The organism is Listeria ivanovii subsp. ivanovii, from assembly GCF_900187025.1.
Lineage (GTDB): Bacteria > Bacillota > Bacilli > Lactobacillales > Listeriaceae > Listeria > Listeria ivanovii.
Window position 1 is genome coordinate 2506615 of sequence record NZ_LT906478.1, and the last position, 19663, is coordinate 2526277.

19 protein-coding genes, 1 tRNA gene and 2 pseudogenes are annotated in these 19663 nt (G+C 36.6%); 4 read left to right on the forward strand and 18 right to left on the reverse strand.

From position 1 onward, the window contains the following. Positions 1-86: 86 nt before the first annotated feature. From CKV67_RS12405 to CKV67_RS12420, 4 genes and pseudogenes are all read right to left on the reverse strand, one after another. Positions 87-1571 (reverse strand): InlB B-repeat-containing protein, encoded by a 1485-nt coding sequence (locus CKV67_RS12405; protein WP_014093682.1) that lies wholly within the window; start codon positions 1569-1571, stop codon positions 87-89. Positions 1572-1834: 263 nt separating this feature from the next. Further along, positions 1835-1972 carry a hypothetical protein gene (locus tag CKV67_RS12410; protein WP_155522402.1) on the reverse strand — a complete coding sequence of 46 codons (138 nt, stop codon included), beginning with the start codon at positions 1970-1972 and terminating at the stop codon, positions 1835-1837. A 107-nt stretch (positions 1973-2079) separates the two neighbouring features. Beyond that, a tRNA-Arg gene (locus tag CKV67_RS12415) sits at positions 2080-2151 on the reverse strand. Positions 2152-2270: 119 nt separating this feature from the next. Next, positions 2271-3707 (reverse strand): annotated as a pseudogene (locus tag CKV67_RS12420) (lytic polysaccharide monooxygenase). Between the two features lie 157 nt (positions 3708-3864). Between CKV67_RS12420 and clpP the strand changes: the two are divergent. After that, the gene (clpP, locus tag CKV67_RS12425) at positions 3865-4461 is read left to right on the forward strand and encodes an ATP-dependent Clp endopeptidase proteolytic subunit ClpP (RefSeq protein WP_014093683.1); all 597 of its coding nucleotides are present in this window, start codon (positions 3865-3867) and stop codon (positions 4459-4461) included. A gap of 48 nt (positions 4462-4509) precedes the next feature. Here clpP and CKV67_RS12430 read toward each other — a convergent pair whose 3' ends face one another. Beyond that, positions 4510-5901, reverse strand: a complete 1392-nt coding sequence (locus tag CKV67_RS12430) for a branched-chain amino acid transporter BcaP (RefSeq protein ID WP_025280086.1) — start codon at positions 5899-5901, stop codon at positions 4510-4512. Positions 5902-6045: 144 nt separating this feature from the next. Between CKV67_RS12430 and CKV67_RS12435 the strand changes: the two are divergent. Then, positions 6046-6320, forward strand: a pseudogene (locus CKV67_RS12435) (internalin N-terminal domain-containing protein); the annotation flags it as partial. A 76-nt stretch (positions 6321-6396) separates the two neighbouring features. After that, positions 6397-6516: an IS3 family transposase gene (locus tag CKV67_RS12440; RefSeq protein ID WP_077905843.1), complete on the forward strand. Its 120-nt coding sequence runs from the start codon at positions 6397-6399 to the stop codon at positions 6514-6516. 82 nt (positions 6517-6598) lie between these two features. On the opposite strand, the gene namA is transcribed toward CKV67_RS12440, so the two are convergent. The 9 genes from namA to CKV67_RS12485 all read right to left on the reverse strand — a co-directional run bounded on the left by namA (position 6599) and on the right by CKV67_RS12485 (position 17052). Next, on the reverse strand, positions 6599-7615 hold the full coding sequence (gene namA / locus CKV67_RS12445; protein ID WP_014093685.1) for an NADPH dehydrogenase NamA: 1017 nt from the start codon (positions 7613-7615) through the stop codon (positions 6599-6601). Positions 7616-7640: 25 nt separating this feature from the next. After that, positions 7641-8612: a DNA-binding protein WhiA gene (gene whiA, locus CKV67_RS12450; protein ID WP_025280087.1), complete on the reverse strand. Its 972-nt coding sequence runs from the start codon at positions 8610-8612 to the stop codon at positions 7641-7643. A 7-nt stretch (positions 8613-8619) separates the two neighbouring features. After that, positions 8620-9588 carry a YvcK family protein gene (locus CKV67_RS12455; RefSeq protein WP_014093687.1) on the reverse strand — a complete coding sequence of 323 codons (969 nt, stop codon included), beginning with the start codon at positions 9586-9588 and terminating at the stop codon, positions 8620-8622. Position 9589: 1 nt separating this feature from the next. After that, on the reverse strand, positions 9590-10465 hold the full coding sequence (gene rapZ / locus CKV67_RS12460) for an RNase adapter RapZ (protein WP_014093688.1): 876 nt from the start codon (positions 10463-10465) through the stop codon (positions 9590-9592). 108 nt (positions 10466-10573) lie between these two features. Beyond that, positions 10574-12304, reverse strand: a complete 1731-nt coding sequence (locus tag CKV67_RS12465) for a phospho-sugar mutase (protein ID WP_014093689.1) — start codon at positions 12302-12304, stop codon at positions 10574-10576. A gap of 45 nt (positions 12305-12349) precedes the next feature. Beyond that, positions 12350-13420, reverse strand: coding sequence for an aldose epimerase family protein (locus tag CKV67_RS12470; RefSeq protein ID WP_014093690.1), 1071 nt, complete (start codon positions 13418-13420; stop codon positions 12350-12352). Between the two features lie 18 nt (positions 13421-13438). Beyond that, positions 13439-14422 carry a UDP-glucose 4-epimerase GalE gene (galE, locus tag CKV67_RS12475; protein WP_014093691.1) on the reverse strand — a complete coding sequence of 328 codons (984 nt, stop codon included), beginning with the start codon at positions 14420-14422 and terminating at the stop codon, positions 13439-13441. Between the two features lie 117 nt (positions 14423-14539). Further along, positions 14540-15499: a thioredoxin-disulfide reductase gene (trxB, locus tag CKV67_RS12480; protein ID WP_014093692.1), complete on the reverse strand. Its 960-nt coding sequence runs from the start codon at positions 15497-15499 to the stop codon at positions 14540-14542. Positions 15500-15576: 77 nt separating this feature from the next. Next, the gene (locus CKV67_RS12485) at positions 15577-17052 is read right to left on the reverse strand and encodes a tetratricopeptide repeat protein (RefSeq protein WP_014093693.1); all 1476 of its coding nucleotides are present in this window, start codon (positions 17050-17052) and stop codon (positions 15577-15579) included. A gap of 199 nt (positions 17053-17251) precedes the next feature. On the opposite strand from CKV67_RS12485, the gene CKV67_RS12490 reads away from it, so the two are divergent. Then, positions 17252-17536, forward strand: coding sequence for a hypothetical protein (locus tag CKV67_RS12490; protein ID WP_025280088.1), 285 nt, complete (start codon positions 17252-17254; stop codon positions 17534-17536). Positions 17537-17548: 12 nt separating this feature from the next. On the opposite strand, the gene CKV67_RS12495 is transcribed toward CKV67_RS12490, so the two are convergent. The 4 genes from CKV67_RS12495 to ppaX all read right to left on the reverse strand — a co-directional run bounded on the left by CKV67_RS12495 (position 17549) and on the right by ppaX (position 19656). After that, the gene (locus tag CKV67_RS12495; protein ID WP_014093694.1) at positions 17549-18007 is read right to left on the reverse strand and encodes a hypothetical protein; all 459 of its coding nucleotides are present in this window, start codon (positions 18005-18007) and stop codon (positions 17549-17551) included. After that, positions 18004-18168: a helix-turn-helix transcriptional regulator gene (locus tag CKV67_RS12500; RefSeq protein ID WP_095075146.1), complete on the reverse strand. Its 165-nt coding sequence runs from the start codon at positions 18166-18168 to the stop codon at positions 18004-18006. Before CKV67_RS12500 ends, CKV67_RS12495 begins: the two co-directional genes overlap by 4 nt. Positions 18169-18501: 333 nt before the next feature. Continuing rightward, on the reverse strand, positions 18502-18999 hold the full coding sequence (locus CKV67_RS12505; RefSeq protein WP_014093695.1) for an acyltransferase: 498 nt from the start codon (positions 18997-18999) through the stop codon (positions 18502-18504). 3 nt (positions 19000-19002) lie between these two features. After that, positions 19003-19656, reverse strand: a complete 654-nt coding sequence (ppaX, locus tag CKV67_RS12510; protein WP_014093696.1) for a pyrophosphatase PpaX — start codon at positions 19654-19656, stop codon at positions 19003-19005. Positions 19657-19663 lie beyond the last annotated feature (7 nt).

Below are 19663 nucleotides of genomic sequence, written 5' to 3' on the forward strand. Positions count from 1 at the left end.
TTTTTTTGTTATCATTTTAAGATCATAAGAATTGAAACTAAATTATAATTTTTTGTATTTAATATAGAAAAAATTCGTTTTTCAATTCATGTCTTTTTACTAATTACAAACGCAGTACCTAATAAAAGCAATCCCAATAATGGCACATTCTTACTATCACCGCTTTTTGGAAGTGTAGTTCCTTGAGAATCATAAATCCCCTTATTACTGTCTGTAGTTTCTTGTAAGTCCAGGAATTGTTTATTAGAACGGTTATTTCTCGATATTTTACTCATAGTGCTTTTTGAATTACCATCTCTTTTAGCAGGGGGAGTTGTATGGCTTCCATTTGTATTTGTTGATGATGGTGTAGTTGCGCCATTTACTTGTATGTTAGATTCTGACTCAGTTTTTTTTTTGAATTGAGCATATAAAGTAATATCTTTTGCTGGCATTTTGTTCATTACAAAATCCCATTTTTTGCCACCTTTCTTTGCATCATACCAACCTTCAAAGCTATAACCTTTTTTAGATGGCATTCCCGGTTCTTGGAGATATTTTTGATATTCTACTTTTTGTGTCGTTGTTTTCCCTCCAACTTCTAAGGTTGCTGTATAGCTATTTACTTTAAATTGGGCATATAAGGTAAAATCATAACTTGGTGTATAATCGGTTGTAAAGTTCCATTTCTTACCAAAAGCCTCGGCGCTATACCAACCTTTAAATGTATAACCTTCTTTGGTTGGAGTTTTCGGCTCGGTTAATAACATTCCTGCTTGCATTTTTTCTTCTGTTTCCACACCATCTATATCATAATAGGCTTTAGCAGAAACTGGTTTTAATGGTTGCACCACTTTCCCCGTGAAGAAAGTTCTTGCACCTCCAACCGTTAGATATTCACTAAAACTATAACTTACTTCAGGCACATAAGCGGATAAATTCCACATAAGGTTCGGATTTGCTACTTTACCATTATTACTCACTTTTAAATATTGGAGTAACGTACTTGTTTCATTTCTTACGGTAATCGGAATCGCTATATTTTCTTGATAATTTATTGCCGGGTTGGTATAAGTTTGGTTACGTATGTCTAAAACTATAAGATTTTTCAACCCTGCTAATGGACTTATATCTATCACCTGATTATTGTCCAAAATTAATTCATTTAGTCGGTTTAGTTTAGATAGAGCACTTACATCTTTCACCTGATTGTCTTTTAAAGATAGATACCTTAAATCAGTTAATTCAGCAAGTTTACTAATATCACTTATCTGGTTATCAAAAAAATACAATAGCTTCAAATTGGTTAAGTATTGGATTCCATCAATCCTTTTGATACTTTTATGGCTAGCGCGGAGTGTGTCTATACTATCTAATTCGCTTTGTGATACAGCATCTGTAACGTTCCATCTCCCTAAAGCCTCCCTTACTACTTCAGCTAGATTAGGATCTGGAAAAAGTTGATTAATAGGCGTTGGAGTTGTTAGGCTCGCCGCTTTACTTGTCATAACGTAACTTGTTTTAATTCCTCCAATAACAATAATTACTAGCGCCAGTATGAATGTCTTTTTTAACCATGTACTCTTTCTCATTATCTACACCTCTTATAAAAAGTAAAAAAACGAAAAGATAAATTCACTAATTAGTTTCGATAACGCCTTTATTTCTCCCATTCTGAAACCTTCGATATATGATAACCAAAACCGGAGACCACATTCTACAACATTTGTTAAAACACAAAAAAACGACCTTCCTAAAACAGACTTTTGGTCTAGCTTTTGAAGGTCAGCCATTTTTATTATCTTTTCGTACTTAGGTTAACTGCTCTTGCCCAGCCAGCACCTTTGATTCGGTATCATTGTTGACCTCTAATGGTTGCTTTTCGGTCAATGGTTACTCTCTTGCAACCAAATTTTTGGAGCTTCCCATGTCTAATTGCTGCATCCGCCACTAGCATACTGTAATAAGCTTGGTTTTTCTTTCTTACGTTCACAAAACGAGCGCCGGCTACTTTTTTCTCCATACATGGTTTGTAAAAAAACAGCGACATTTTTAGTGGGAAGACTACTGTTATAAAAGCGTTTAAGCCGTTTTCATTAATGCCCTCGGAGGGAATCGAACCCCCATTTTAAGAACCGGAATCTTACGTGCTATCCGTTGCACCACGAGGGCTTTATGTAAGATGAAAATCATTACCGTACGAATAATAATTATAGCGAAAAATATATGGTTTTACAAGTTTTATTTTAAACTAAAAAGCCAGCAGATCCGAAGATTTACTGGCTAAATGGTTATTTTACTAATACCCAGACAGATGAGCTGTCTGGTTTCACCCCTTTTATCCACCATTTTGCTTGGTAGGTTTTTCCATCGTAAATGACTTTATCTCCGCCATTATATGCTTTAGATGCATTCCAGGCTTGGGTTTCTGTACTTGTTGTTTTCCACACGTCACTTGAATCTGGTTTATTTCCTTTTGTCCACCACTGAGCTGTATAAGCTATGCCATTGTACATGATTTGGTCGCCGGCATTATAAATTCTGTCCACTTTCCATGTATTACTTGGGTCAAGTGGTTTTGTTTTCACTGTGATTTCATTACTTACAAGCGAACGGTTTCCTGATGTATCCACAGCATAAACCTTATATTTGTAAGTTGTGTTATTTGTAAGTTTTGTATCTTGGAACATTGTTGCTGTTGTTGTAAGAATTTTCTTGTTATCTCGATATAGTTCATAACTTTTCACTTCTACGTTATCCGTAGCTGCTTGCCAACAAAGGGCAATCGTTGTATCTGTTTGCGCATGTGACATTAAGTTTTTTGGTGCAGTAGGTGCTTCTGTATCCACTGCTGGTGCTTCTTTTGTCGTTAACCTAATTCCACTACTCAAAGCCGACTTATTCCCAGCAAAATCTTTGGCGCGAACTGTGTATGTGTAACTAGTATTTTCTTTAACAGTTGTATCTTCATACGCAGCTGCTTGACTTTCTCCTATTGATTTTCCATCACGTAAAATTTCATAACCATTAATTCCTACGTTGTCAGTTGATGCAGTCCATTTTAAACTCACTTTTTTCGCCGTAGTTGCACCTGTTATATTCGTTGGTGCAGTGGGTGCTTCCGTATCAACGACTGGCGCCACGTCTGAATTAATAATATTGGCGTCAATAACTTGATAAAATGCGTTTGCTGTATCTGCAATGGACCAAATGCCAAGAATAACATAATAGCCAGAACGATCGCTCGGAATATTAATTTCTTGTTTAGCAAGTGCACTAGGCGTACTACCATCAACGGTTATTTCCGCTAATGGTTCTAGTGTAGCTCTTGTTAAAGGTTTATTTGGGTCCCAACCTTTTTTAGTAATGAAATATTGCCAACCACTAGTTCTATGAGGAGCAGTCAGCGTCTATTCCACCGTAAGTGGTCCGGACTTAATGTCTACTTTTGCCCAACGATTTTGTGTTTGTTCATCCAAAAGTAGATATTTTCCACCTCCAGCAATTTTCCCATCGACCGGTCCACTTGCTGGAAATCCTTTAGCAGCTTCTACGCTTTGTGGTTCATACTGCGCAGATCCTACCCCTGTATTGATACCTTGACTTGCTAAGTATACTCGACTTGCTGGTTTTGATATGTAACCATGAGCAGAAACACTTGTTTGAAAAAGAACTACCGCTAATACGAAAACAGCAAAGAACGTACCTATTTTTGTATATTTCTTCATTTCTACACCTTCCTTTCGATATAGTCTATTATACCTTTTTGTTAAATTTAAACCTATTTTTTTGCTTCAAACTTTATCATTTGACCTAATTTGACCATTCGTGTATGATATAAACAAAGCTAATTCAAAATTTACATTTAACAGGAGGAATCTTGATATGAACTTAATTCCAACAGTAATTGAACAAACTAGCCGTGGTGAGCGCGCGTATGACATTTATTCTCGTTTGTTAAAAGACAGAATTATTATGTTAGGGTCTGCAATTGATGATAATGTTGCTAACTCTATCGTTTCTCAACTATTATTCTTAGATGCACAAGATCCTGAAAAAGATATTTTCTTATATATCAATTCTCCAGGAGGTAGTATTTCAGCTGGAATGGCGATTTACGATACAATGAATTTCGTTAAAGCTGACGTCCAAACAATCGGTATGGGAATGGCTGCTTCTATGGGTTCATTCTTACTTACAGCTGGTGCAAATGGTAAACGTTTTGCTCTACCAAATGCAGAAATTATGATTCACCAACCACTTGGCGGTGCGCAAGGTCAAGCAACTGAAATCGAAATTGCTGCTCGTCACATTTTAAAAATTAAAGAACGTATGAATACGATTATGGCGGAAAAAACTGGCCAACCATATGAAGTAATCGCTCGTGATACAGATCGTGATAATTTCATGACTGCACAAGAAGCAAAAGATTATGGCTTGATTGATGATATTATCGTTAACAAAGCTGGTTTAAAAGGTTAATACGAAAAAAGGATGCTGCATTAACTTGCAACATCCTTTTTTATGCACTTATTTTAAACGAATAGCTGAGTGTTTTCTTCCATAGAATATATATACAATAATTCCTAACACAAACCAAATTCCAAAAGCAATCCAAGTTGTTTTTGATAAATTAAGCATTAAGTACACACAAAGTAAAAATGAAAGTGCTGGTACTACAGGATACAAAGGTGTCTTAAAGCCTTTTTTATTTAGTTCTGGGTTCCGGCGTAAGAAGAAAATTCCGATAGAAACCATCGCAAAAGCAAACAATGTACCGATATTAATTAATTGAGCTAAATCAGCCATTGGTACTACAGAAGCAATTAACCCCATCACTGTAGCAAAAATCATTGTATTTCGAACTGGTGTATCATTTTTACTGATTTTCGAGAAGGATTTTGGAAGTAATCCATCACGTCCCATTGCAAACAACAAACGAGTTCCGCCGTATGACATTACAAGTACAACGGTGGTCATCCCAACAATCGCACCCACAGATAGAAGTCCGGCAATCCAGTTTTGATTAATAGCTTGAAGAGCAAAAGCAACTGGTGCACTTACATCAACCAAGTCAGTATAAGGAACAACACCTGTTAAAACTGCTGAAAGTAAAATATAAAGCAGTGTACAAACAGCCAGTGAGGCAATAATTCCAATTGGCATATTTTTCTGCGGATTTTTCACTTCTTCTGCGGCGCTTGAAACGGCATCAAAGCCAATATAAGCAAAAAACACTGTCGAAGCTCCGGTAATTACGCCTTGCACTCCAAATGGCAAGAACGGTGTCCAATTGTCTGGTTTGACATAAAATGCGCCAACAATAATAAATAATACGACTACAGCAATTTTTACTAAAACCATAATATTATTCACTCGCGTCGATTCACGAATACCAAAACTAAGTAAAATTCCAATAATCATAATGACTAGGAATGCGAGTAAATCAAAGTAAGTTCCTGCTTTTGGATCATAAGCTGATGAGATTACTGTTGGGATGTGCAAATTAAATCCTGCCAGTAAACTTTTCATGTACGATGACCAACCACTTGCAATCGCGGCAACCGCCAACCCATATTCCAAAATAAGCGACCAACCAAGTATCCAGGCAATTCCTTCGCCAAAAACATGGTAACTATATGTATACGCGCTACCCGCAACTGGCAATTTAGAAGCAAATTCCGAATAACAAAGCGCTGCCAAACAGCAAGCAATTCCTGCGATAATAAATGAAATAATAATTCCTGGTCCTGCAATAACAGAAGCAACCTCTCCCGGGAGAATAAATATACCTCCACCAACCACTGCTCCAACACCTAGCATGGTTAAATCAAATGCACCTAATGTTTTATTCAAATGATGTTTGTCTTTTTCGGGATTATGAAAACTCTTTTTTCTGAAAAAAGAATTAACTTTCGTCATAAAAATTCCTCCTTCTTATATTCCAATTTTCAGTTAATTTATCTATATGTATTTTAAAGCTAACATGAAAACCATTATTTATACTACCATAAACAAACTAAAAAATATACCACAATTGTATAAATTTACACAAAAAAACATGAAATTCGTTATTTAAACTCCAAAAAAACAGTAACTAGTTTAAGTTTCACTTTATTATTAAATGTTTCAGGAGGAGATATAAAAGCAAAGGCAGCTTCTGGCTTATATCCGCTGCCCGCACCAATTATTGACGTCTTTCCAGATGATGGGCTTGCGAAAGATATGGCCAAAAATCTAAATAAAGATTCTGTTAATGATATTATTGATCAAGCTGATTTAGATGCATTAAACGGACTAGGATTTGAACAGCAACGATTACAAATGATTCCATGAAGCTACAATGAACTCCCAAACAAGGTAATAGATTCTATTTTTATTTATAATCAAAATGGCTTACTCCATCACTGAGGAAGATTGTATTTACGACAAGCCCTTGAGAACTATATTTATTATTACAATCATTATAGAATCAAAGAAAAGCTTAACTGGAAAAGTCCAATAGAGTTTCGACGTTTCAATCAAAAAACTGCATAAAAATAGAGTGGAAAAATCCACTCTATAAAAGTCTAACTTTTTGGGGTCACTACAATCTCGATTTGAGATTTCAAGTCTTTTTTTATTTCCAAGCTCGAGAATATTGTTTTGGTGCTTCAATTGTTTCACCTAGATCTTTTGCTGCATCTTTTGCAAAATAAGGATTTCGGAGCAATTCACGACCAACAATAATTAAATCTGCTCGTTCATTACATAAAATTTCTTCCGCTTGTTCCCCGCGCGTAATCAATCCAAGTGCTCCAGTGGCAATTCCTGCTCCACGACGAATTTCATCGGCAAATGGTACTTGATAACCCGGGAAAACTGGAGGTGCTACATTAACGAGCCCACCAGTGCTGACATCAATTAGCTCTACTCCATCTGCTTTCATCCATTTAGCAAAAGGAATATGATCTTCTAATTGCAAACCACCATGAGCATAGTCTGTTGCTGAAACTCGCACAATAATTGGTCCGTCCCACACTTCTTTAACTGCTTTAATAATGTCACTTAAAATTTTATAGCGATTACCAGCTGGGCCGCCGTAATTATCTTCACGTCGATTGGTAATCGGTGATAAGAATTGATGAATTAAATAACCATGAGCCGCATGAATTTCAATAACATCAAAACCAGCTTCTTTCGCTCTGTATGCTGCACGTTTAAAATCGGCAACCACTTCTTTAATTGCTTCTTTTGTTAATTCAGCTGGTTTTGTTGATCTTTCATCATAGGCAATAGCTGATGGCGCTACGATTTCACCTGGCAAAACAGCTTTTCTACCAGCATGTGCTAGCTGAATTCCTGCTTTTGCGCCGTGATAATGTAATCCAGCTACTATTCGTTTTAAAGCTGGTACTTGTTCATCATTCCATAAGCCTAAATCGTGCTCAGAAATGCGTCCTACTTCTTGAACAGCCGTAGCTTCTAAGATGACAAGTCCTGTCCCACCAGCAGCTCTAGAGACATAGTGAGCAAAATGAAAATCTGTTGCGATTCCGTCTTTGTTTTCTACTGAATACATGCACATTGGCGACATAACTACTCTATTTTTTAACGTTACATCTTTTAATTTATATTCTGAAAAAAGTTTTGACATTCTGATTCGCATCCTTTTCTTTTATTTAGCTATTACTAACTTTTAGACCAACTTGCGAAGGAGATTCTCCACTTCTAAGTCGTTCGGCAATTTGATCAAGCTTTCGGAGGCGATGGTTAATGCCTGATTTACTCACTTGTCCAGTTGTTAGCATTTCACCTAATTCTTTTAATGTTACATCTTCATTTGCAATTCGCAGTGCCGCAATTTCACGTAATCGTTCGGGCAATGCTTCTAAACCAACTGTCGCTTGAATATATTTAATATTATCAATTTGACGTACAGCGGCATTAATCGTTTTATTCAAATTAGCTGTTTCACAGTTCACTAGTCGATTCACCGAGTTACGCATATCTCGCATAATCCGAACATCTTCAAAATGGAGTAGTGCACTCGTTGCTCCAATAATACTTAAAAATTCGGTAATTTTTTCTGCTTCTTTCAAATAAGTAATAAAACCATTTTTCCGTTCAAGCGTTCGGGCATTAAGGTCGAATTGATTCATTAAAGCACATATCGCTTCATTGTGTTCCTCATATACAGAGAAAATTTCTAAATGATAGGAAGATGTTTCTGGATTATTAACCGACCCACTCGCTAAAAAGGCACCACGCAAGTAAGCTCGTTTGGCACTCCTTTTCTTAACAAATCCCCTATCAATCGACTTTGTAAACGTCATCGGTGGTTCAAGAATCCGTAAATCTTCCAAAATCCCTCGTGTTCCAGACTTTAAGCGCACAATATAGACATTATTTTTTTTGAGTTTCATTTTGCGACGAACAAGAAGTTCAATTGGCACTTCATATAAATCTTTCAGTAATTGATACATCCGCCTTGCAATAGCTGCATTTTCGGTTTGGACATCCATTATCACTAATTGATTTGAAAACGAGATTGCGCCATTCATTCGAATAAAAGCTGCGAGTTCCACTTTTGCATCGCTATCACTTACGTTCATATGAGTCAATTCTTTCTTTGTTTCCGATGCAAATGACATGGCTGACTCACTCCTTTTCTAATTTTTTATCTGGCAACATTGCTAAAAGCGCATCTGCTACCTTATCAGCAGCATGGCGCACAAGTCCATCTTCTGTAGAAAGAAAATCTTGATAAATTGCTTCTACTCCAAGCTTTTCCATTTCTTTTGCGTTGTGTTCCACTTGAGCAACGTCTTCCGGGAACAACAATTCTTTTGGTACAGTAGTTGTGTTAATTAATGTTTTATCAATAAAGGATTTACCAACGTGTTCATGAATCACTTTAATATGGTCTGCATCTGAAAAAAAGTCGGTTTCTCCAATTTGCGTTAAAATATTCGTGATGTATACTTTTGGCGCGTTACTTGCAATAATTTCATCCGTTAAATCCGCCAGCAATAAATTGGGTAAGATACTAGTATATAAGCTCCCTGGGCCAATAACAATCAAATCAGCTTCTTTAACTGCCGCTACAGCTGTTGGATAGGGTTTCACATTTTCCGGTTCAATAAATACACGATTAATATGCTTTCCTTGTAAAGGAATAAGTGATTCTCCATGAACAATCGAGCCATCTTCCATTTCTGCACTCAAAATTAACGGCTGATCTGTCGCCGGAATAACTTTGCCACGAATTTTAAGAACCGTAGCAAGGACATTTATCGCATCCACATAGCTATCATTCAATTGTGATAAAGCAGTTAAAATCAGATTTCCAATAACATGCCCTGACAAATCCCCGTCTACCGCAAAACGATACTGAAACAAATCTACCACACGCGGATCAACATTAGATAAAGCAAGCATAACATTACGGATATCCCCAGGTGGAAGCACATCCATTTGTTCGCGGATTTTACCTGAACTGCCACCATCATCAGCGACCGTTACAATTGCGGTCAGATGAATATCTTTTTGCTTCAATCCTTTTAAAACTACGGGAAGACCTGTTCCGCCGCCTATTACGACTACTTTTGGTTTCATTTCGCTTCTCATATTAATGACCCTTTCTACGTTTCATGTCTCGATGTGAGATCGTTGTTTCATATTTTGGCTGAATGGCTTTTCCGACGAACTCAGTTAAAGCAACCGAACGATGCTGCCCCCCTGTACATCCGATTGCGATAACAAGCTGTGTTTTTCCTTCCCGTTTATAAAAGGGGAGTGTAAACATTAGTAAATCTATTAGTTTGTCTAAAAAGGTCTGCGTTTCTGGCCATTTCATTACATATTCATAAACATCTTCATCTAATCCGGTGAGTGGACGCATTTTGTCAATGTAGTGTGGGTTTGGTAAGAACCGAACATCAAACACTAAATCTGCATCAATTGGGATACCATATTTAAAACCGAAAGACATCAGTTGTACATTGAAAACGTCTTTATCTTCTGTTTGGAATTCATTATTAATTCGTTCACGCAACTCACGAGGCGCCATATTGGACGTATTAATCACTAACTGAGAACGTCCTTTTAAATCACTAAGCAGTTCACGCTCAGCACTAATACCGTCAAGCACCGAACCATTTGGCTCAAGTGGATGATGACGACGCGTTTCTTTATAACGTGAAACAAGTACTTTATCATCTGCCTCTAAAAAGAGAATTTTGGTAGTAATAAAGTTGGTATTATCTAATTCATCAAGCGCTGGTTCAATCGAATCAAAGAATTCTCGTCCACGAAGATCCATTACTAGCGCGATTTTATCCATTTTATCGGTTTCTTTCATTAGCTCCCAGAATTTCGGGAGTAAACTTGGTGGCAAATTATCTACACAAAAATAACCGAGATCTTCTAACGACTGCATTGCAACTGTTTTACCAGCACCAGACATCCCAGTAATAATCACTAATTTTAATTGATTAGAAGCCATATATGCCTCATCCTTTCGTACAAATTATATCTATCTTCCATTTTAGCATACTTCTTAGCAGAAAATCCCGGAAAAGTCTCCAAAGAGCGTTTCCGGGATTTTTCTTTTTTAAGCCTCAATATAGGCAAGTAAATCAGTTTTTATTTTTTCTAATTTGTTTGTACTTTCTTCTTTGTTTGCACCGCGAATACTAAAGTAAAATTTGATTTTCGGCTCTGTGCCAGATGGACGTAAACAGAACCATGAACCATCTTCAAAATAGCATTTAACCACATCGGCAGTTGGTAACTTAATTACTTCTATTTCACCGGAAGCAATCCAAGTTGTCTCACTTCTCAAATAATCTTCCACCCGCTCGATCTTGAATCCTCCCATACTTGTTGGAAATTGTTCTCTAAAACCACTTGTAATGTCTTTAATACGCTCGGAACCATCTTTCCCACTTAAAGTTAAGGATACAAGATCTTCTTCGTAGTAGCCAAATTCGGAATAAATTTGCTCTAACTCATCGAGTAAAGTCCGTCCCTCTGTTTTACATACAAGCGCTACCTCTGAAATTGCCAACACGGCTTGGATAGCATCTTTGTCTCGAGTGAACGATTTCACCATGTAGCCATTACTTTCTTCATAACCAAACTCAAAAGTATGTTTGCCAGTTTCTTCAAATTGTTTGATTTGTTCTGCAATAAATTTAAATCCAGTTAAAACTTCAATCATTTGGACACCAAAGTGTTTGGCGATTTCAGTCCCAAGATTACTCGTTACAATGGATTTTAACACCGCAGCATTTTCCGGTAGTTCATTTTGAGTCTTCTTTTGTTTCAATAAATAATGTAAAATAATCGCGCCAATTTGATTCCCAGAAAGAATTTCGTAGTCTCCTGCTTGATTACGCACAGCTACGCCTAGACGGTCAGCATCAGGGTCTGTCCCAACTAAAATATCCCCACCATACTTTTTGCCGTATTCAATCGCAAGTAAGAAGGCCTCGCGATTTTCAGGATTTGGTGATTTCACTGTACCAAAATCCGGATCATTTACAAATTGTTCATCTACTTTAATAATATTTGTAAATCCAACACTTTCAAGCGCAGGAACTCCCAAAATCCCGCCAGTACCGTGAAGTGGTGTAAAAACAATTTTTAAATCTTTTCCAACTTCGTGAACTAGCTCCTTATTCACAATAACTTCTTTTAATCGTTCCAAATAAGGACGATCGACTTTTTCACTAATCACCTCTAGTAAACCATCATTAAGTAATTCTTCTTGGTCTGCTACTTTGACAGAAAAAATGTCTTCTACAGCCTCTATGTATTCTGTAACTGCACTTGCACCATTTGGAGGCATTTGTCCACCATCTTCTCCGTATATCTTATAGCCATTGTATTCTGGTGGATTATGACTAGCTGTAATAACAATACCTCCGAAAGCATTTAAATAACGAACAGCGAATGAAAGTTCTGGAGTTGGGCGAAGTGCCTCGAAAACATAACTTTTAACACCATGTTCCCCTAAAACAGCTGCCGATTCAAATGCAAATTCGCGTGACATATGACGTGGATCATAAGCAATGACAATACCTCGTTTCTTCGCTTCTTCTCCATTTTCAACTACAAATTGAGCTAATCCGAAAGACGCTTTCCGGATAGTATAAATATTCATGCGATTCGTTCCCGCACCAAGTACCCCGCGCATTCCAGCTGTACCAAATTCCATATTCCGGTAAAAACTATCTTCTAATGCTTTCTCGTCGGAAACTATTTCAGCTAATTGAGCCTTTAAAGACGCATCTAACGTTTCATTTGCAGTCCATTTTTGATATTCCTTTTGCCAGTTCATTAGTCACACTCCTCTAAATACTTCTTGCTTTGATTTTAACAGGTTCTATATATTTCGTCTATCCACTGTAAAACGGAAAGTAGTTCTAGACTTGAACCTCTCTCCTGGCCTTAGAACAATATCACCAAATCCCTGTTGATTAATCGCATCCACTAAGCCTTGTGTTTCCATCGTTATTCCAGCATATTTTGGCACGGGCATTCCATCAATCTCAAATTTACTTGCCAAACTATTTGCAGTATAGACTACAACCGCATCCGAGGTTGTCTCCATTTCTACACATCTACCTGATTTAGGATCAAATAAAACCACATCAGGCTTTTTATTTTCATGTTTTAAAATAAAAGCATGATCAAGCCCTGTTCCTACTATTTTTATTTGCTCGTCAGCACTACTAGTAATTTCAGCAATTTCATTTCCCGTCTGTAGATTGAAAACAGAATCTTTCACTGACCAAATTCCCCCAATTGGGAGCGTTTCAGCATCTACAGGTAAAAATTGCTCACTGTTAACCTTAAGTTGATGTTCTAAAACTGTGGAGCCATTTTCTCCAGTAAGGTTAAAGTAAATATGATGGCTTGGGTTATAAATAGTTGGCTTTTCAGTCTCTGCCTCATAATCAATTAGCCATTCGTTTTTGTTGTTTAGCGTGTAACTCATTTTTGTATCTATTTTTCCAGGATAGCCATTCTCTCCGTCTGGCCACTGATACCGAAATGTCATGACAACTTGATTTGGTTCTTCCTCTACACCTACATCCCATATTCTTTTACTAAAATTTGTTTTCCCACCATGAAGCGAATTATTGCCATTATTTTGTGACAACTGAAACTCTTCACCATCCAAATGAAATTGACCTTTTGTAATTCGTCCAGCAACAGGACCAACCACGGCGCCAAAATAAGGTGAATAAGCTAAATAATCATCCAAATTCGAAAAGCCCAGACTAACATTTGCAAACTCACCTAATTTATCAGCAGTTTCAATTGAAGTAACTATTGCTCCATAATTTAAAACGCTCATTTTCATTCCTTGGTCATTTATTAACGTCCACTGCCAAACAGTCTCGCCTTTTAACTCGCCAAAATATTGTTTTTGTACTTCGATGAAAATCACATTCCTTCTTGAGTTCTATTAATAACCATTTGGGTGCGACACATGCCACTTCCAAGCCGTTGCGATAATATCTTCCACATCCGTATAAACAGGTGTCCAACCAAGCATATTTCTAGCCTTAGCACTTGAAGCAATTAAGGTTCCTGGATCTCCTGCTCGTCTTGGAACTACTTCAGCAGGAATCTCTTTTCCAGTCACATTTCGAGCAGCTTCGAGCATTTCTTTCACTGAGAAGCCATTACTGCTACCTAAGTTAAAAATATTACTTTCCCCACCATTTTTCAAATATTCCAGTGCTCGAATATGTGCATCAATCAAATCTTCTACATGGACATAATCACGGATACATGTACCATCTGGGGTATGATAGTCATCTCCATAAATAGCTAATTTTTCTCTTTGACCTAGCGCTACTTGCAAAATTATTGGTACGAGATGCGATTCCGGTTGATGGTCTTCGCCAATAGAACCATCTGATTTTGCACCTGCAACATTGAAATAACGTAAGGCCACATATCTCATTCCATACGCTTTATCGCACCACTTCATCATTTTTTCCATCATTAGTTTAGTTTCGCCATAGGTACTTTGTGGATTTGTTGGCATATCCTCTGTAATCGGCACTTGCTCAGGTTCCCCGTAAGTTGCCGCACTGGAAGAAAAAACAATGTACTTCACATTAAACGCTTCCATTACTTCTAGCAAAATTTGTGTACCATAAACATTATTATTTAAATAGGAAAGTGGCTCTTCCATTGATTCACCAACAAGTGAACTAGCAGCAAAATGGATAACTCCTTCCACTTCCTCACGATCAAAAACGGAATTCAAAAATTCTTTATCCCGGATATCTCCCTCATAAAAACGTGCTTTTGTATGAACGGATTCTTTGTGTCCAGTCCTTAAATTATCGACAACTGCCACTTCATATCCTTGATCAATTAGTTTATCTACTGCATGGGAGCCAATATATCCGGCTCCTCCAAGAACAACAATACTCATTTGATTAATCTCTCCTAACCTGACTCTTTTTATTCTATTTTACACTACTCTAGTCTATGTAGTCACGCAAAAATGGACCTAAGCTGACTTGGCTTAGGTCCATTTTACAACTATCCTTTATTTTGCTGCTTCTTTTTCTAGTTCTTCTTTTAATTCTTCTACATATTTTTGTGCATTTTGTCCAGCAAGTCCCCCGTCACCTGTAGCAGTAACAATTTGGCGTAAACTTTTAGCACGGACATCCCCTGCTGCAAAAATACCAGGACGGTTTGTACGCATTTCTTCATCCGTTACGATATAGCCCTCATCATCCGTAATACCTAAATTCAAGAACGCTTTCGTAAGTGGTACAAGTCCAACATAGATGAAGACACCATCGATCGGCATGATTGATTCGGAACCATCTACTGTAGAAACTAGTTTGGCTCCAGTTACTTTTTTGCCATCACCAATAATTTCTTCTACTGTACTATTCCATATGAAATCCACTTTTTCATCTTTAAATGCGCGATCTTGTAAAATTTGTTGCGCGCGTAATTTATCACGACGGTGAATAATAGTTACTTTATCAGCATAGCGAGTCAAGTAAGTTCCTTCTTCAACAGCAGAGTCACCACCACCAACAACAACCAACTCACGTCCTTTAAAAAATGCCCCATCACAAACTGCACAGTAAGATACACCGCGTCCACTAAGCTCATCCTCACCGTCTGCGCCAAGTTTACGATGTTCTGCTCCAGTAGCAATAATAATCGCCCGAGCTTTGTATGTTTTCGAACCGGCCGTTACCGTTTTAAATTCTTTACCATCAATTACTTCTTTAATATCACCATATGCATACTCAGCACCAAATTGTTTTGCGCCACTAAGCATTTTATCAGACAAATCTGGTCCTAATATACTGTCAAATCCAGGATAGTTTTCTACCTCAGCTGTATTTACCATTTGTCCGCCTGGTACACCACGTTCAATCATTAATGTATCTAAATCTGCACGGGAAGTATAAAGAGCCGCTGTCATTCCAGCTGGTCCCGCCCCAATAATAATCACATCATAAATTTTTTCTTCACTAGCCATCATTTTGCCCTCCTCATTTATGTTCTCACAATAGTTAGCCTAAATTAATCCTAATACGGAATAGCAAAAAGGTCTATTTATCTGCTCAGAACTTGCTGTATCTCGCCTGCACACTTATGGAAATCCGCCTCATCCGCTAAAACAAGCTCTAAGTCTGGTAAAAATATTTTTGCAATAGCTGTAGCGACGATTTCTATCGTGTAGCGTCCAAGAATTAATTCTTTTCGATTATTATTCAAAACAAGTGAAAATACCGTCTCATATAAAGATGCATTTTCCTCATTAAATAAAACACCATTTTCTCGAAGTATATTCATTGCTTTTGTAATTAAAAAACCGTTTTGCTCCACATTGCCATCTGGGAAATAATCAAAATCCGTGAATATCAAATGCTCCATATAAGACCACTTACTCATATCAAGCAACGGATGAAACAGCATCATTTCCGGTCGATTACTTGAAACAGTGAGTGCATAAACACCTAACAAATGCGTCAAATCATCTTCCGCTTGAAGCATTTCTAGGATAAGACGCGTGTCATTCGTTAAATCTATTTCTCGCTCCCATGGAAATCTAACATCCTCATATAAATCGCACTCTAAGAATGAATGCCAGAACATTTTTGCACCTTCCACGTCTCCTATATAATATGCCGCTTTGGCACGGTAATAATAATATTTACTACGCTCAGTAACTTCCAAATCAGCTACTTGTTCAAGCAAATCGTCTGCCGCGTCATAAGCCCCCATCATCGCGTGAATCAATCCAAGTTTTTCTTTATGGTGTGAAAGAACTGGCAACACATCTCGCAATTCCACATATAGCGAATCAGCCATTTCCCTATTTCCCTTATAAAAATGATACACGAAGAAATCGCACAATCCTAACAGATTCCCTGGATTTCTTTGGAGTAAATCACTTAAAACTTTTACTCCTTCTGCTTCTTTCAATTGCTCAAAATAAAGAGAAGCAAGCTGATTATAAGCTGGCCAAAAGTTTGGTTTTTCATCAATAACTTTTCTTAAAATATCACAAGCTGAGGCACTGTCTTCTTCTGCCAAATAGCGATTAATCTCTTTTTTATAAGCATAAAATTCTTGTTCCAAATTAGAGAAGCCATTTTCTAACGTCTCACCAAAAGGAGTTTCTTCTAGTAAAACTTCAATTAAATCACGAGCTTCTTCTGCATAATCCCCGTCTGTCTCCATTTCTAAGTAACGATTCGCATATTGGAGTGCGCGTCGATAGTCTTTCATATAAGCAAAGTTATTAGCAATAAAATAATAGCAGTAATCCATATTTCCATCCCGTTTTTCCAAGATGTCCCTAAGTAATTGATTAGATTTATGGAATTGCCCTATTTCCGTGTAACAAATCGCGAGTTGGCAAAGAATTACTGACTCTCCTGGCTCCAGTTCTGAAGCACGTGCCAAATATCGAATCGCTTCTTTAATTCGTTGATCACGAAAAGCTTCCACACCCCGTTCAAAATAAAATTGTCCATTCGGATAAAATGGATAGATTTTTGCTGGTATTTTTTTGTTTTTGTCCATTTTTCCACCTCCAACAATATCCTTATCCTAATGAGTATAACATACAATTTATGACATTTGGCGACAAAAAAGCTACTCGGATTAAGTAGCTACCTCAAAAAATAGATTACTTTTTGATATGAATTTATTATTTAGAAATACAAGTCTCAATTGACTTAAAATTAAAATTGTTATTATACTCACAAAAGGAGATGACAACATGAAATTAAAAAAAGAAGTAATATTCAAGGTAGCCATATTTTTTGTGGATTTAGTCGTTTTTCTAACACCACTAACAGCTACAATATCAGCAAATGCTGAGGAAAACAAAAAAAGTATACAAGAAGAGAATTTAACTAAGAATAGTTTTTCAAAAACTAACGAAGTATTCAATGGAATTAACCAGTCAATAGTAACGCAAGGATTTGAATCACAAGAACCACTGATGGTGTTTTCTAATCAAACAGACGGGACATGTTTGTTACACAACAAACTGTTAGCTTAGCTGTTGCAAATTCTATTTACAATGTAGCATTTTTAGCAATTTAAACAAGATGAAACACTTATTTTTTTTATAGAATTGCAATATAATAATATATAGTAAAAAAACAATTACAAATATTATAGCTAAAGATTTTATAGAAATAACTGATATATTATTATAGTTCAAAAAAGCCAGTGTAAAAGGTATCAAAATGGCTAGAATTGCCGTGAAGAAATAAGAAATTTTCCATTTATTGAGTAAATATCTTTCATCATTTCTTCTTTTTTCCTCATTAACCTCTTTTTCAAGTTTTTCTTTAGGTGTTAGAAGCGCGGTAATTAGATACGCTAGCATAGCTACTAATACACCAGTAATTAATGTTAAACCACTTCCTTCAAAAGGTTTTCTATCACTTATAATAGAAAATAATAAAATTGCAGATATCATTGAAACAAATACAATGAAAAAATTTTTAATAGAATATTTTCTCATATTTTTTCTCCCTCCAAACTAAAAATTTCTTCTATGGTTAAATTGAAATACCTAGCCATTTTCAAACTAAGTTCCATGCTGGGATTGTATTTATCTTTTTCAACAGCATGTATGGTTTGGCGAAAAACTTCTAGAACTTTAGCTAAATCATTTTGAGTAATGCCTTTTCCCTCTTAAGTTTATAACTTTGTTTATAACGACCACTATTATACCATCATCTAGTAAAGATATCTTTACTTTATTATAAAACAAAGAAAAACCAAAGTAAAGCCTCCTTTACTCTTGTTCGGAATATTCGTTTTTTTAATGTAATATTTTGTTCTATTAATATTATTAAGTAAAAATTATCTTTATCTATAGCCACGAAGAACCAATATCTCCATGATAATCTACCTGCAAAATAAAAAACTTAGCCACAATATAAAAATTCACATCATGGATAAGCTTAATTAGAAATATTAAAATATATTGAATCCTATTACAACACAAAGATTTTACTTCAAAATAACTTTTTCTTTAATTATTAAAGGATTACCATAAGCAAAACTTTCAGGCGGTACATCTTTTGAAACTATAGCTCCCGCAGCGATAGTAGCGCCATCCCCAATTGTTACACCGGGAAGAATAGTCACATTTGCACCAACCATGACATTGTTTCCAATCACCACTTCACCGATACAATATTCGGCAATTAAATATTCATGCGTTAAAATAGTCGTTTGATAACCAATAATCGAATTGGCGCCAATCGTAATCTTCTCAGGGAAAAATAAGTCCGGCATTACTTTATAAGCAATTGCTGTTTTCTCGCCAATTTTCATTCCTAAGCAAGCTCGGTAAATTTGTCGTTTTCCGCCCATCCATGGAAAGAAACGCCCAAATTCAATCACTATTGTATTTTTTACTGCTCGCCAAAAGGAAATCGTTTTATATACTTGAAACAGCGTGTTGACTTTTTCGTCGGGGGCTTTTAGCTTCTCTAGCCGTCTCAAAATTTATTCCTCGTCCCTAACAATCGCAAGTAAGTCGCTCATTTTTGTTAGCATGAAATCTGGTTGAAACTGTGCTAAGTGCTCTGGTCCTTTGATTGCCCAAGCTACACCAGCAGTTAATGTTTCTGCATTTTTGCCAGCTTCGATATCATGGTAGTTATCACCAATCATAATCGCTTCTTCTTTGGATGCGTTTAGTAAAGAAAGAGCCATCTCAATCCCCTCAGGATCAGGTTTCGCATTCGATACTTGATCTAATCCAATCACCACTTGGAAAAACTTGTCTAGACCCGTCACTTTTAGGCCACGCATAATTGTATCGTACATTTTTGTGGAAACAATACCTAGTTTATAATCTTCTTCATACAAAGCTCGAATCGCTTCATAAACCCCGTCATATTCTAAGATTAAATCATCATGATGTTTTAAATTATACTCCCGATAAAAAACGCGCATTTCTTCTGCATGTGCCGGGTTAATTTCACGAAAAGTTTCCATAAGGGAGGGACCAATAAATGGCAAAATATCCTCTCTTGTAAAAACACGGTCAGGTAAGAATTCTTGAAATGTCGCTTGAAAAGTTTTAATAATCAATTCGTTTGTATTTATCAGTGTGCCATCTAAGTCAAACAACAATGTAGTAATTTTCCCAGTCATAATTTCT

Coding starts and splice junctions, on each gene's coding strand:
- trxB (WP_014093692.1), bottom strand. CDS start 15,499: ATGGCTAGTGAAGAAAAAATTTATGATGTGATTATTATTGGGGCGGGA.
- CKV67_RS12490 (WP_025280088.1), top strand. CDS start 17,252: ATGAAATTAAAAAAAGAAGTAATATTCAAGGTAGCCATATTTTTTGTG.
- CKV67_RS12430 (WP_025280086.1), bottom strand. CDS start 5,901: ATGACGAAAGTTAATTCTTTTTTCAGAAAAAAGAGTTTTCATAATCCC.
- whiA (WP_025280087.1), bottom strand. CDS start 8,612: ATGTCATTTGCATCGGAAACAAAGAAAGAATTGACTCATATGAACGTA.
- galE (WP_014093691.1), bottom strand. CDS start 14,422: ATGAGTATTGTTGTTCTTGGAGGAGCCGGATATATTGGCTCCCATGCA.
- CKV67_RS12485 (WP_014093693.1), bottom strand. CDS start 17,052: ATGGACAAAAACAAAAAAATACCAGCAAAAATCTATCCATTTTATCCG.
- CKV67_RS12405 (WP_014093682.1), bottom strand. CDS start 1,571: ATGAGAAAGAGTACATGGTTAAAAAAGACATTCATACTGGCGCTAGTA.
- namA (WP_014093685.1), bottom strand. CDS start 7,615: ATGTCAAAACTTTTTTCAGAATATAAATTAAAAGATGTAACGTTAAAA.
- CKV67_RS12465 (WP_014093689.1), bottom strand. CDS start 12,304: ATGAACTGGCAAAAGGAATATCAAAAATGGACTGCAAATGAAACGTTA.
- ppaX (WP_014093696.1), bottom strand. CDS start 19,656: ATGACTGGGAAAATTACTACATTGTTGTTTGACTTAGATGGCACACTG.
- rapZ (WP_014093688.1), bottom strand. CDS start 10,465: ATGGCTTCTAATCAATTAAAATTAGTGATTATTACTGGGATGTCTGGT.
- clpP (WP_014093683.1), top strand. CDS start 3,865: ATGAACTTAATTCCAACAGTAATTGAACAAACTAGCCGTGGTGAGCGC.
- CKV67_RS12495 (WP_014093694.1), bottom strand. CDS start 18,007: ATGAGAAAATATTCTATTAAAAATTTTTTCATTGTATTTGTTTCAATG.
- CKV67_RS12455 (WP_014093687.1), bottom strand. CDS start 9,588: ATGAGAAGCGAAATGAAACCAAAAGTAGTCGTAATAGGCGGCGGAACA.